Below are 11,764 nucleotides of genomic sequence, written 5' to 3'. Positions count from 1 at the left end.
GGAGCGGATGCTGAACAAAGTGGACGGGGGAGCCGACATTGCAGCCATCATGGCGGAAGTTGGTCGCAAGGCCAAAGCTGCTGCAGCACCACTCGCAATAGCAAGCGCCGAGCAAAAGAACAAAGCCCTGCTTGCTGCTGCAGATAGCATCCTCGCAAGCAAGAATGCAATTCTTGCAGCCAATAAGCTTGATCTTGCCAATGCGGCAGAGAGCGGTATGGCTGCGTCATTCGTTGACAGGCTGACGCTCGATGACAGCCGCATAGAAGCCATTGCCGATGGAATTCGGGCGATTGCTGCTCTGCCTGATCCTGTCGGTGAGGTGATCGCCGAATGGGACCGTCCCAATGGTCTTCACATCGAGCGCGTACGCACGCCGCTCGGTGTGATTGGCGTCATCTACGAAAGCCGTCCCAATGTAACGGCAGATGCCGGCGCGCTCTGCCTCAAGGCCGGTAATGCGGTTATCCTGCGTGGCGGTTCAGATTCCGCTCACTCCTCGGCTGCGATTCACCGGGCCCTTGTAACTGGTCTTGAGGCTGGCGGACTGCCTGCCGATGCTATCCAGATCGTGCCTGTGACGGACCGCGCTGCGGTTGGCGAAATGCTCAAAGGTTTGAACGGTGCGATTGATGTGATTGTGCCCCGTGGCGGCAAAAGCCTTGTTGCGCGTGTGCAGTCAGAAGCGCGGGTTCCGGTCTTTGCGCATCTCGAAGGCATCTGCCACTTGTATGTCGATGCTTCTGCCGATCTTGATATGGCACGCGCCATTGCGGTCAATGCCAAGATGCGCCGTACCGGCATTTGCGGCTCAGCTGAAACGCTTCTTGTGGATCGCGCCGTTGCCGCAACGCATCTTGTACCAGTTCTGCAAGATCTGGCTGCAAAAGGCTGTGAAATTCGCGGAAGCGACGAGGTGAGGGCGCTTTATCCCAATGCCGGGCCTGCAACGGAAGAAGACTGGTCGACCGAATATCTCGATGCGATCATTTCCGTAAAGCTCGTCGACGGTGTTTCGGGTGCGATCGAACATATCAATCGTTACTCCTCACATCACACCGAGGCGATTATCGCTGAGGATGCCGAAGCCGTTGCACGCTTCTTCAATGAGATCGATTCAGCCATTCTGCTGCACAACGCCTCGACGCAATTTGCTGATGGTGGCGAGTTCGGTATGGGCGCGGAAATCGGTATCGCGACTGGCAAGATGCACGCACGCGGGCCGGTGGGCGTCGAACAATTGACCTCGTTCAAATATCGTGTTCGCGGTAACGGACAAGTTCGTGGTTAGGTTTAGCATGATCTTTTCCGAAAACCGGTGCCCACTTTTTGGGACCATGCCCTAATGCGTTTCGGCTTCGGGCTTTCCGCACTGAAAGAGCAATATCCGGATGTTGATGCGCATTATCTGCGCATGCCGCATGTCGAAAAAGGCATGACAGTCGGTCTGTTTGGTGGCTCGTTTAACCCTCCGCATGGGGGGCATGCGCTGGTGGCAGAAATTGCAATCCGGCGGCTTAAACTTGATCAGCTCTGGTGGATGGTGACACCCGGTAATCCGCTGAAAGACAGCCGCGAACTGGCGCCGCTCGCTGACCGACTGAAACTGAGCGAAGATGTGGCGAGCGATCCGCGTATCAAAGTGACTGCTCTGGAGGCTGCCTTCAATGTGCGTTATACGGCTGATACCCTGGCGCTCATCCGCAAAGCCAATCCCGGTGTGCATTTTGTCTGGGTGATGGGGGCTGACAATCTTGCATCGTTCCATCGCTGGCAGCGTTGGCGCGAGATTGCGCAGAATTTTCCTATCGCAGTGATTGATCGGCCGGGTTCGACACTGGCTTATTTGTCGTCGCGCATGGCGCAGACATTTTCCGATAGCCGACTTGATGAACATTATGCGCCTGTTCTTGCGCGCCGCACGCCGCCTGCCTGGACATTCATTCACGGGCCGCGTTCTTCGCTCTCGTCGACCGCACTCCGTAAACAGAAATTGGAAAAGTGAACGGGCTTTTAAGCGCATCCTGAAAGGTATGAAACGGTTTTCGGGTGAGATGTGCGTCAAAAAAAGCTAAGACTCTTGAAAGAATACAGGGACTCTGCCTATCTTAGGTATGTGCGGTGCTTATGAATGCCGTACTGCGTTGTTCTTGTCGGAAAGGAACTACACTGAGAACAGCAATTGAGAAGAAGGCTCACCACGCGCCTTCACCGGTCGGGATGAACGAAACAGCTTTCGTGTCCCAGACCTTCGACGCGGCTTTGGCCAGTCTCGAAAACTCCAAAGCAGAATCCATCATCCCCATCGACATTCGCGGAAGATCTTCGATCGGCGATTATATGATCGTCGCGTCTGGTCGTTCGCATCGTCATGTAACGGCTGTCGCTGATCATCTTATGCAAGCTCTTCGTGAAATGGGCTGCAAAGATATGCGGGTCGAAGGACTCGAGGGCGGTGATTGGGTTCTCATCGATACAGGCGATATTGTCGTCCATATTTTCCGTCCGGAAATCCGTGATTTCTACAATCTGGAAAAGATCTGGATCAACGACGATCTCGAAGATCAGCGCGCATCGGGAACGGTGCACTGATCAAGTCGTAAAGAGGACGTGATGCGTGTGAGTGTTATGGCCGTGGGCCGGATGAAAGCCGGCCCCGAGCGGGAGTTGGTCGAGCGTTATTTCGACCGTTTTTCCAAGGCGGGACCGCCGCTTGGGCTCGAATTTGCCGGTGTGAGCGAAATCCCCGAAAGCCGCGGCCAAACGGCTGATCTGCGCAAAGCCGAAGAAGCACAGCGCATCAATGAAGCACTCGGCAATGCCGGTTCAGGGGGCGCTGCCCTTATCCTGCTCGACGAGCGCGGCAAAGCGCTCGGCTCGGAAGCTTTTGCTGAACGCATTGGCCGTATGCGTGATGATGGCAAGCGCCAGCTGATTGTCGCCATTGGCGGCCCGGACGGGCACGATCCTGCTCTGCGTTCGCGCGCAGATCTGGTTCTGGCGCTGGGCGAACTCACATGGCCACATCAGATCGCGCGTATATTGATAGCTGAGCAATTATATCGGGCTGCAACAATTCTTGCGGGTCATCCCTATCATCGGTCCTAGTTCTTTCATGTTTTTCCAATAGGTGACGAATAGGTCCTGTTTTGGCCTGATTTCGCAACTGCCTCCTGTATCACCTATAGAAATTCATGACGTACACAAAACCTGCCGTGAACGTACCCCAGATCGCTTTCGTGACAGATGGCGGCTTTCTCAAGCCCACCCTTGTGGCGATGTGGGGCGTGCTTCGCCACTTATCTGTACCGGGCATCATACATTTCTGGGGTGATGGTCTCAGCGACCAGGACTGGGATGCGGTAAGGCGCGTTGCGGCGATAAATCCGGCTGTTACGCTGAATTGTCTCGCTCTGTCTGCCGATGATCTGGATGGGGCAAAAGGGCCAACGTCTCATATTTCAGCAGCTACGATGGGGCGCCTGCATATTCCGGCCCGTATCACTGGTCGCGTTCTTTATATCGACGGCGATACTCAGATTGTCGGTGATGTTGCGCCGCTTTTCTTGCTCAATCTCAATGGTTGTCCGATTGGTGCCGTACGTGATTGTGTGGTGGCAAAGTGGTCGGCGCGCAGTCTTAAAGTACGCGACAAATGCCGCGCCCGCATCAGCGAGTTGCAGGGGCTGATGGGGCAGACCGATATATCGCGCTATTTTAACGCCGGTGTCCTGCTGCTTGACACGGATGCGATCCGCGCTGAGCCTGAATTGCATCAGGCCATGCACGATCTTGTCCGGGCTTCCGCATTCCCGCTCGGTGATCAGGACCATCTCAACAACGTGTTTCGTGGTCGTGTGCATCTTCTTAACCCGGCTTATAATTCCTCGTGGCGGGATGCTCCCCGACAGCGTCGGCATATCGCCCGACTTGGTGGCGATGCTGAGGAAAGCAAGACGGTTCCGGATATTATCGTTCACTTCCACGGTCCCGAAAAGCCCTGGAAACGCCCGCGCCGCGATCTTTGGAAAAGTCGCGCGCGTGCCGTCTGGCGCTATCGTCGTGAGATGCAGGAATATGCGCAGAGTTATCCCGATCTTGCGCTGTGAGCGATCTTTTTGCTTAATGCTGCCGCGAACAACGGTTGGATAAGCACGGATGCGTATCATTCAGCTCGATCATATACAGCTGGCAATGCCAAAGGGTGAAGAAGAAAAAGCTCGTGCTTTTTATGCGGGGCTTCTGGGAGTTCCGGAAGTGTCCAAGCCGCAAAACCTGGCGGCAAGAGGTGGCTGCTGGTTTGAACGGGGTTCGTTGAAAATTCACCTTGGAATCGATCCTGATTTTATTCCGGCACGCAAGGCGCACCCAGCCTTCATTGTTGAGGAACTGGCAGAACTGACCGAAACACTGATCAAAGCAGGTGTCTCTGTTGTCGAAGATGAACCGCTGGTTGGTTATGCAAGACGCTATGTCTCCGATCCGTTCGGGAATCGTATCGAATTGATGGAGAAATTCGCATCATGACGGCTATAAACCACGCCAGCGCTTATGGTTGATGGTTCGTTAACGGTATGCGGCTAGTTTTGGCCTTGTTTGTTCCTGATATAGCGCGCCATGAGTCTTTTTCGCCTTCCCAAAAAGCCTAACCTGTCTGCCGTGTTGCGGACTGGTTTTGTTGCGACTGCTCTTATGGCAGGCGTGCCACAGGTTTTTGCACAACAGGCTCTTCAGCAGCAGCGCGATCAGGCAGCGAGTGAATATGAGCAACTCAGCACCGAATTGTCGGTGACGGGCGACAAGCTGAAACAGCTTGAAGACGAGGTGGCAAATCTCAAAAAGGATCAGGCGACCATTACCGCAGCGCTGATCCAATCGGCCAAGACCGATAAGAAATTGCAGCAGGATATTGCCGATAGCGCTGACAAGCTCGTATCTCTGCGCGAGCAGGAAGACGGCATTCGCAATTCCTTGCGAGCGCGACGCAGCATTCTGGCTGAAGTGCTGGCAGCCCTTCAGCGGATGGGTTTGAACCCGCCGCCCGCAATTCTCGTGCGACCCGACGATGCTCTGGCATCGGTACGCAGTGCTGTGCTGCTTGGTGCGGTTGTACCGGAAATGCGTGAGCAGGTGGAAGAGCTCACCAGCGATCTCAAGGATATGCAGCGCGTCACCGCTTCTATTACCCAGGAACAGGACAAGCTCAAGGAAACGCGGACGGCGCAGGCTGAAGAGCAGAAGCGTCAATCACTTCTTCTTGATGAGAAGAAGAAGTTGCAGGCGCAATCCGAGCAGGAAATCGAGGCGCAACGCAAGCGTTCGGAAGAACTTGCGGCCAAGGCGGGCAGTCTCAAGGAACTGATCGACGGGCTTGATGAGCAGATGGCAGGTGTGCGTGATGCGGCAGATGCTGCGCGCAAGGCGGAAGCCGAACGTCTTGCAAAAGCGCAGGAAAAGGCCGGAGAAGCAACGCCAGACGAGAACCGCCTGCATGCGCAGCTTGATTTTGCATCACTGCATGGAAAGCTGGCATTGCCTGCTGCGGGCAAGACAATCCGGCATTTTGCTGAAAAGGACGGTGTTGGTGGCAACATGATGGGGCAGGTTGTCGAAACCTTGCCCGCTGCCACGATTACGTCACCTTCCGATGGCGTTGTGCTTTATGCAGGTACATTCAGATCTTATGGGCAGCTCTTGATCCTGGATGCTGGCGGCGGATATCATATCGTGATGGCTGGCATGGGCCGAATCGATGTGGCGCAAGGTCAGTTCGTGCTGGCGGGTGAGCCTGTCGGTGCAATGGGTGAAAAACTTCTCGCAAGTGTTGCACCAATTGAGGTGGGCAATGGCGCGCCATTGCTTTACATTGAGTTTCGAAAAGATGGAAAACCCGTTGATCCGGCCCCGTGGTGGTCCGAGCGGCTTTCTGGAAGGACACAAAATGATACGTAAACTGTCGCTGCTGTTCGCCGGAGCCCTGATGGGCGCGTCAGCCATGGTGATGGTTCAGGGCGCGCCTGCCTCCACTGCTTTTGCCGCAGCGGGAAAAGACAGCGATGTCTACAAGGACCTGGCTCTCTTCGGTGATATTTTCGAGCGCGTGCGCCAGCAATATGTGACGCCGCCAGATGACAAGAAGCTGACCGAAAGTGCCATTAACGGCATGTTGACGTCGCTCGATCCGCATTCGTCTTATCTCAACCCGGAGGCAGCGCAGGACATGCGTGTGCAGACCAAGGGTGAGTTTGGTGGCCTCGGTATCGAAGTGACAATGGACAACGATCTTGTGAAGGTCATCGCGCCGATTGATGATACGCCGGCTTCCAAGGCCGGTGTTCTCGCAGGCGATCTGATCAGCAAGATCGACGGTCAGGAAGTCCGCGGTCTGAGCCTGAGCGATGCCGTTGAAAAGATGCGTGGTGAAGTTGGCTCGCCAATTGAGCTGACACTTATTCGTCAGGGTGCCGACAAGCCGATCACGCTCAAGATCGACCGCGCGGTCATCAAGGTCAAGGCAGTTCGCTCGCGGATTGAGAATGACGTCGGTTATCTGCGCGTGATTTCCTTCACAGAGCAGACTTCGGAAGATCTCAAGAAGGCGATCAAGGATATTCAGGAAAAGGTTCCGGCCGACAAACTGAAGGGCTATGTGCTCGACCTCCGCCTTAATCCGGGAGGTCTGCTTGATCAGGCCGTCGCTGTCTCAGACACGTTCCTCGACAAGGGTGAAATTGTTTCGACCCGCGGTCGCGATCCGCAGGATGTAACCCGCTTTGACGCACGCAAGGGAGACCTTGTCGACGGCAAGCCGGTGATCGTGCTGATCAATGGTGGCTCGGCCAGTGCTTCGGAAATTGTCGCCGGTGCTCTTCAAGATCATCGCCGCGCGACCGTGCTCGGCACACAGTCTTTCGGCAAGGGGTCTGTACAGACGATTATCCCGCTTGGTGAAAATGGCTCGCTGCGTCTGACGACAGCGCTCTATTACACGCCGTCGGGCAAGTCGATTCAGGGCAAGGGCATCACGCCTGACATCAAGGTTGAACAGCCGTTGCCGCCAGAACTGCGCGGCGAGGATGTTGTTCGTGGTGAGTCCGAACTTAAAGGCCACATCAAGGGTAACGCTGAAGACGATCAGGGATCGGGTTCGGCAGCTTATGTTCCGCTTGAGCCGAAGGATGACGTTCAGCTCAACGAAGCGCTGAAGCTTCTGCGTGGCGAAGAAGCCAATGCTGCTTTCCCACCAGACCCTAAAAAGGGTGTTCTGAACTGATCTGCCTTAGTGCACCGTGTGTGTCCTTTCGGACGCACAAAGGTCGCTCTAAGCTATTGAATCTACGCATCGTGCTTTCCAAAAATCAATTCCGGTTTTGGGGCTGATGCTGTTGAAGGCGAATGAAACGACAAGCGCGGGAGTTCAGGCTCCCGCGTTTTCTTTTGTCGCAGTTTACAGCGGCTCCAGATAAGATTGAATAGTTGTAACCGCTCTATAACACTCGTTCAAACGCGCGCATACGGAGATACCATGTCGAAGCATAAAGGTCCTGTCGATCCTGAAAGCCTGCCTTATCGCCCTTGTGTGGGGCTGATGGTGCTCAACAGGGAAGGCCTCGTCTGGGCCGGTCGTCGCATCGTTATTCCGGGTGACGAGATGGATGGGGCTACGCAGCTTTGGCAGATGCCGCAGGGCGGTATCGATAAGGGCGAAGACCCCGAAGTTGCATCGCTACGCGAGCTGTATGAGGAAACCGGCATGAAGTCGGTCTCACTGCTTGCAGAAGCACCAAACTGGATCAACTACGATCTGCCGCCACGTCTGGTCGGGCAGGCCCTCAAGGGTAAATATCGCGGCCAGACCCAGAAGTGGTTTGCTTATCGCTTTGAAGGCGACGAGAGCGAGATTGCAATCAATCCCCCTCCCGGTGGGCATACAGCCGAGTTCGAAGAATGGGCGTGGAAGCCAATGCAGGAGCTGCCGGATTTGATCGTGCCTTTCAAGCGCAAGGTCTATGAAGAGGTCGTGAGCGCTTTCCGGCATCTTGCACCATAATTCATCAGCCCTCTTGTCTGACAGGCCAACATATTGTCAACTCATCGCAGATGCGTCGGGGACGCGTTCTGAGAGGGAGAATTGCTTATGGACGGTATGAGTCTTCTTGTATTCCTTTTCGTTGGTCTGATTGCTGGCTGGCTTGCCGGCAAAGTGGTGCAGGGCGGTGGTTTCGGCCTCATCGGCAATATTATTGTTGGTGTAATCGGTGCTTTCTTCGCGGGCTGGCTCTTGCCACGATTGGGCTTCTCGGTTGGCGGCGGTATTCTCGCTTCCATTATCAACGCCTTTATCGGTGCTGCAATCCTTCTTGTTATTCTGCGTATCGTTAAACGCGTCTGACGACGTGTTCCAATCCTGAATAAAGGCCCGGGTTTTTTCAAAAGCCGGGCCGCTCTTTTTTCGAAGTTCAATCCAATGACACCGAATTCACGACTGTCTCTCGGTCTGGCTCTGACCGCATCGGCAGGCTTCATTGATGGAATTGCTTTTCTGGAATTGGGCGGCTTCTTTGCCTCCTTCATGAGCGGCAACACCACTCAGCTGGGGCTCGCCATTTCCGGGCAACCGGATGCTATGGGGCGGGTAATTATCTGGCTTCCCGCCGCTCTTATCGCGTTATTTTTCACAGGCGCATTTATGGGGACACTTACCGTTCGCGCCCATGGCAAGAATGGTAGCCTTGCAGTCATGGCAAGCGTGGCGGCGATACTTCTTCTGGTCAGCGTCTTGCGTCATGTGGGGCTCGATCTGATCCATCCGGTGCTGCTTCTGGCAGCCGCTATGGGTGCGCAGAATGCCGCTGTACAGCCTATAGGCTCTGCGCGTCTCGGTGTGACTTATGTGACCGGAACTTTGTTTAATTCAGCGGCTGATCTTGCCGGTTCATTGCGTGGTGAAGTGCCACGATGGCGCTGGTTGCAACATTTCGCTGTTTGGCTGTCATTGATGATCGGTGCCGTTATGGGCGGCTTTGCGCATTATTTCATTGGCCTCGATGCGCTGTTTATTCCAGCCGCTATGATCGTCGGTGTGATGGTATTTTATTGGAAAGCAAATTAGAGCGCATTTCGATCTCATCATTTTTTACGCGCATCTTATCCGAAACCGTTTCACACTTTTCGGGATGGGCTCTAACTAAACAGTGATTTCTCACTCTCCACGAGCTCGGAAATCAAAGCTGAAACAGCCGTGACACGCCGCAGAGTGCGCGCAGATTCATGATAGGTCAGCCAATAGGCCCGGCGGATGATGCGGTCGGGCAATACAGGCACAAGATTAGGATCTGCGCGTGCGATGAATGCGTGCAAAATGCCGATGCCTGCACCCGCACGAACTGCCTCCATCTGTCCCAATGCGCTTGAAACCTCAAAAGCAGGCTTCCAGTCGCGGCTGATTTCCGGCGCATAGGCCAGAGACGGGTTGATCACCAGATCTTCCACATAGCCAATTGTCCGATGGTGGTTCAGATCTTCGACGCTTTCAGGCATGCCGTTTGCTTCGAGATAGGAACGATGGGCAAAAAGACCCAGCGTATAATCGACCAGCCTGCGGGCGATCAGCCGTCCCTGTTCAGGGCGCTCGACCGTGATGGCGATGTCTGCTTCACGTCGCGACAATGAGAAGGAGCGAGGCACAGGCACAAGCTGGATGGTAAGATCGGGATATTGTTGTGTCAGCCGCGCTAGTCTTGGAGCCAGAAACGTAACGCCAAAACCATCAGGCGCACCAATCCGCACCGTACCCGATACAGCGATATCGGCATTACCGACTTGCGAACGCGCAGAAAGCATTTCTGCTTCCATGCGTTCGGCTGCAAGCAGAAATTCTTCGCCCGCCTGCGTGAGTGTCGAGCCGTTGGTTCGGCGCGTCAGCAGCGTTGTGGAAAGCGCCGTCTCAAGTGCAGTCAGTCTGCGGGCAACTGTTGTGTGGTTGAGGCCGAGCCTTTTGGCCGCACCCAGAATCTGCCCAGAGCGCGCGACAGCAAGGAATATGCGAATATCATCCCAGTTCATGGTGTTCTTTGTTTGAGCGTGAGTTTGCCCGAAAATTGCTACGCGCTTTTCGGGGTTTATCTTATTGGTACTATAAAAAATGCACAACGGATACGCTTTTCAGCGCCTTGCAATTGTGAATTTGCAGAGTCAGGATAGCTGTCAAGATGGCAGGTTTTGGATCTGCCAGACGGAACCAGAATTCAGGGAGGTCTTCCAATGCGCACTGTAGGGCATTTCATCGGCGGCAAGCATGTAGCTGGCAAAAGCGGCCGTACATCGGATATTTTTCAGCCGCTTGATGGCACGGTGCAGGGCACAGTTGCTCTCGCCACAAAGGACGAAGTCCGTGCTGCAGTGGAAAACGCCAAGGCTGCACAGCCAGCATGGGGCGCAACCAACCCGCAGCGTCGCGTTCGCATTCTGCGCAAGTTCCTTGAGCTGGTTGAAGCTGAATACGATAGCCTTGCCGAACTGCTTGCACGCGAACACGGCAAGACTATTGCTGACGCCAAGGGCGATATTCAGCGCGGTCTTGAAGTGGTCGAAGTTTGCCTTGGTTCTGCGCATATGCTGAAGGGCGAATTCACCGACAATGCAGGAACGGGCATCGACACCTATTCCATGCGCCAGCCGCTGGGTGTTGTGGCGGGTATTACGCCGTTCAACTTCCCGGCAATGATTCCGCTCTGGAAAGCCGGTCCTGCAATTGCATGCGGCAATGCCTTTATCCTGAAACCGTCGGAGCGTGATCCAGGCGTACCGATGCGCCTTGCCGAACTGTTCATGGAAGCCGGTCTTCCAGCTGGTATTTTCAACGTCGTCAATGGCGACAAGGATGCTGTTGATGCGCTGCTTGACGATCCTGATGTTCAGGCCATTGGCTTCGTCGGTTCCACGCCGATTGCGCAGTATATTTATGGACGTGGTTGCTCGAACGGCAAGCGTGTGCAGTGCTTTGGCGGTGCAAAGAACCACATGCTGATCATGCCGGATGCAGATATGGATCAGACCGTTGATGCGCTGATCGGCGCGGGTTACGGTTCGGCTGGCGAACGCTGCATGGCGATCTCGGTTGCCGTTCCTGTTGGTGAAGACACTGCAAACCGTCTGATGGAAAAGCTGATCCCACGCGTTGAATCGCTGAAGATTGGTCCTTCGACCGACAATTCAGCCGATTACGGCCCGGTTGTTACTAAGGCTGCACTCGATCGCATTCGCGGTTATGTCGATCTCGGTGTCGAAGAAGGCGCAAACCTCGTCGTCGATGGTCGTAACTTCAAGATGCAGGGCTATGAAAATGGCTTCTACATGGGTGGTTGCCTGTTCGACAATGTCACGTCGGACATGCGCATCTATAAGGAAGAAATCTTCGGTCCGGTTCTTTCGGTCGTTCGCGCCAAGACCTACGAGGAAGCCCTGGCTCTGCCGAATGAACATGAATTCGGCAATGGCGTTGCCATCTTCACCCGCGACGGTGATGCAGCGCGCGATTTTGCAAGCCGCGTTCAGGTTGGCATGGTCGGTATCAACGTGCCGATCCCGGTTCCGATTGCTTATTACACCTTCGGTGGCTGGAAGGCTTCGGGCTTCGGTGATCTCAACCAGCACGGCCCTGATGCATTCCGCTTCTACACCAAGACCAAGACAGTCACCTCGCGCTGGCCGTCTGGCGTCAAAGACGGAGCTGAATTCGTCATCCCGACGATGAAGTAACGCC

General features: G+C 54.9%; 13 protein-coding genes. 12 read left to right on the top strand and 1 reads right to left on the bottom strand.

Annotated elements, in window-relative coordinates:
* Positions 1–7: 7 nt before the first annotated feature.
* The 11 genes from C9380_RS11030 (at position 8) to C9380_RS10980 (ending at position 9,112) form a co-directional block, all read left to right on the top strand.
* Positions 8–1,291, top strand: coding sequence for a glutamate-5-semialdehyde dehydrogenase (locus tag C9380_RS11030; protein ID WP_128093530.1), 1,284 nt, complete (start codon positions 8–10; stop codon positions 1,289–1,291).
* 54 nt (positions 1,292–1,345) lie between these two features.
* Complete coding sequence (locus tag C9380_RS11025; protein WP_128093529.1) at positions 1,346–2,005, top strand: nicotinate-nucleotide adenylyltransferase; 660 nt, start codon at positions 1,346–1,348, stop codon at positions 2,003–2,005.
* Positions 2,006–2,220: 215 nt separating this feature from the next.
* Positions 2,221–2,592, top strand: coding sequence for a ribosome silencing factor (rsfS, locus tag C9380_RS11020; protein ID WP_024895845.1), 372 nt, complete (start codon positions 2,221–2,223; stop codon positions 2,590–2,592).
* 21 nt (positions 2,593–2,613) lie between these two features.
* Positions 2,614–3,108: a 23S rRNA (pseudouridine(1915)-N(3))-methyltransferase RlmH gene (gene rlmH / locus C9380_RS11015; protein WP_024895844.1), complete on the top strand. Its 495-nt coding sequence runs from the start codon at positions 2,614–2,616 to the stop codon at positions 3,106–3,108.
* Positions 3,109–3,194: 86 nt separating this feature from the next.
* The gene (locus C9380_RS11010; protein ID WP_128093528.1) at positions 3,195–4,109 is read left to right on the top strand and encodes a glycosyltransferase family 8 protein; all 915 of its coding nucleotides are present in this window, start codon (positions 3,195–3,197) and stop codon (positions 4,107–4,109) included.
* Positions 4,110–4,158: 49 nt separating this feature from the next.
* Positions 4,159–4,527: a VOC family protein gene (locus C9380_RS11005; protein WP_024895842.1), complete on the top strand. Its 369-nt coding sequence runs from the start codon at positions 4,159–4,161 to the stop codon at positions 4,525–4,527.
* Between the two features lie 165 nt (positions 4,528–4,692).
* Positions 4,693–5,952 (top strand): murein hydrolase activator EnvC family protein, encoded by a 1,260-nt coding sequence (locus C9380_RS11000; protein ID WP_235822364.1) that lies wholly within the window; start codon positions 4,693–4,695, stop codon positions 5,950–5,952.
* Positions 5,942–7,273: a S41 family peptidase gene (locus C9380_RS10995; RefSeq protein WP_100558545.1), complete on the top strand. Its 1,332-nt coding sequence runs from the start codon at positions 5,942–5,944 to the stop codon at positions 7,271–7,273. The genes C9380_RS11000 and C9380_RS10995 overlap by 11 nt, the downstream gene beginning before the upstream one ends.
* Before the next feature lie 252 nt (positions 7,274–7,525).
* On the top strand, positions 7,526–8,050 hold the full coding sequence (locus C9380_RS10990) for an RNA pyrophosphohydrolase (protein WP_024895839.1): 525 nt from the start codon (positions 7,526–7,528) through the stop codon (positions 8,048–8,050).
* Positions 8,051–8,137: 87 nt separating this feature from the next.
* Positions 8,138–8,392 carry a GlsB/YeaQ/YmgE family stress response membrane protein gene (locus tag C9380_RS10985; protein ID WP_024895838.1) on the top strand — a complete coding sequence of 85 codons (255 nt, stop codon included), beginning with the start codon at positions 8,138–8,140 and terminating at the stop codon, positions 8,390–8,392.
* A gap of 75 nt (positions 8,393–8,467) precedes the next feature.
* Positions 8,468–9,112 (top strand): YoaK family protein, encoded by a 645-nt coding sequence (locus tag C9380_RS10980; RefSeq protein ID WP_128093527.1) that lies wholly within the window; start codon positions 8,468–8,470, stop codon positions 9,110–9,112.
* A 71-nt stretch (positions 9,113–9,183) separates the two neighbouring features.
* Here C9380_RS10980 and C9380_RS10975 read toward each other — a convergent pair whose 3' ends face one another.
* Positions 9,184–10,065 carry a LysR family transcriptional regulator gene (locus C9380_RS10975; protein ID WP_128093526.1) on the bottom strand — a complete coding sequence of 294 codons (882 nt, stop codon included), beginning with the start codon at positions 10,063–10,065 and terminating at the stop codon, positions 9,184–9,186.
* A 198-nt stretch (positions 10,066–10,263) separates the two neighbouring features.
* On the opposite strand from C9380_RS10975, the gene C9380_RS10970 reads away from it, so the two are divergent.
* Positions 10,264–11,760 carry a CoA-acylating methylmalonate-semialdehyde dehydrogenase gene (locus C9380_RS10970; protein ID WP_024895835.1) on the top strand — a complete coding sequence of 499 codons (1,497 nt, stop codon included), beginning with the start codon at positions 10,264–10,266 and terminating at the stop codon, positions 11,758–11,760.
* Positions 11,761–11,764: the final 4 nt, after the last annotated feature.

Source organism: Brucella pituitosa (assembly GCF_003049685.1).
In the GTDB taxonomy this organism is placed as follows: Bacteria; Pseudomonadota; Alphaproteobacteria; order Rhizobiales; family Rhizobiaceae; genus Brucella; species Brucella pituitosa.
The sequence above is the reverse complement of the archived record's forward strand: the minus strand, read 5'-3'. Positions and strand labels throughout refer to the sequence as shown.

What these genes read in the sequence shown, in the direction of transcription:
- C9380_RS11030 (WP_128093530.1), top strand. Translation starts at nt 8, where the DNA reads ATGCTGAACAAAGTGGACGGGGGAGCCGACATTGCAGCCATCATGGCG.
- C9380_RS11025 (WP_128093529.1), top strand. Translation starts at nt 1,346, where the DNA reads ATGCGTTTCGGCTTCGGGCTTTCCGCACTGAAAGAGCAATATCCGGAT.
- rsfS (WP_024895845.1), top strand. Translation starts at nt 2,221, where the DNA reads ATGAACGAAACAGCTTTCGTGTCCCAGACCTTCGACGCGGCTTTGGCC.
- rlmH (WP_024895844.1), top strand. Translation starts at nt 2,614, where the DNA reads ATGCGTGTGAGTGTTATGGCCGTGGGCCGGATGAAAGCCGGCCCCGAG.
- C9380_RS11010 (WP_128093528.1), top strand. Translation starts at nt 3,195, where the DNA reads ATGACGTACACAAAACCTGCCGTGAACGTACCCCAGATCGCTTTCGTG.
- C9380_RS11005 (WP_024895842.1), top strand. Translation starts at nt 4,159, where the DNA reads ATGCGTATCATTCAGCTCGATCATATACAGCTGGCAATGCCAAAGGGT.
- C9380_RS11000 (WP_235822364.1), top strand. Translation starts at nt 4,693, where the DNA reads ATGGCAGGCGTGCCACAGGTTTTTGCACAACAGGCTCTTCAGCAGCAG.
- C9380_RS10995 (WP_100558545.1), top strand. Translation starts at nt 5,942, where the DNA reads ATGATACGTAAACTGTCGCTGCTGTTCGCCGGAGCCCTGATGGGCGCG.
- C9380_RS10990 (WP_024895839.1), top strand. Translation starts at nt 7,526, where the DNA reads ATGTCGAAGCATAAAGGTCCTGTCGATCCTGAAAGCCTGCCTTATCGC.
- C9380_RS10985 (WP_024895838.1), top strand. Translation starts at nt 8,138, where the DNA reads ATGGACGGTATGAGTCTTCTTGTATTCCTTTTCGTTGGTCTGATTGCT.
- C9380_RS10980 (WP_128093527.1), top strand. Translation starts at nt 8,468, where the DNA reads ATGACACCGAATTCACGACTGTCTCTCGGTCTGGCTCTGACCGCATCG.
- C9380_RS10975 (WP_128093526.1), bottom strand. Translation starts at nt 10,065, where the DNA reads ATGAACTGGGATGATATTCGCATATTCCTTGCTGTCGCGCGCTCTGGG.
- C9380_RS10970 (WP_024895835.1), top strand. Translation starts at nt 10,264, where the DNA reads ATGCGCACTGTAGGGCATTTCATCGGCGGCAAGCATGTAGCTGGCAAA.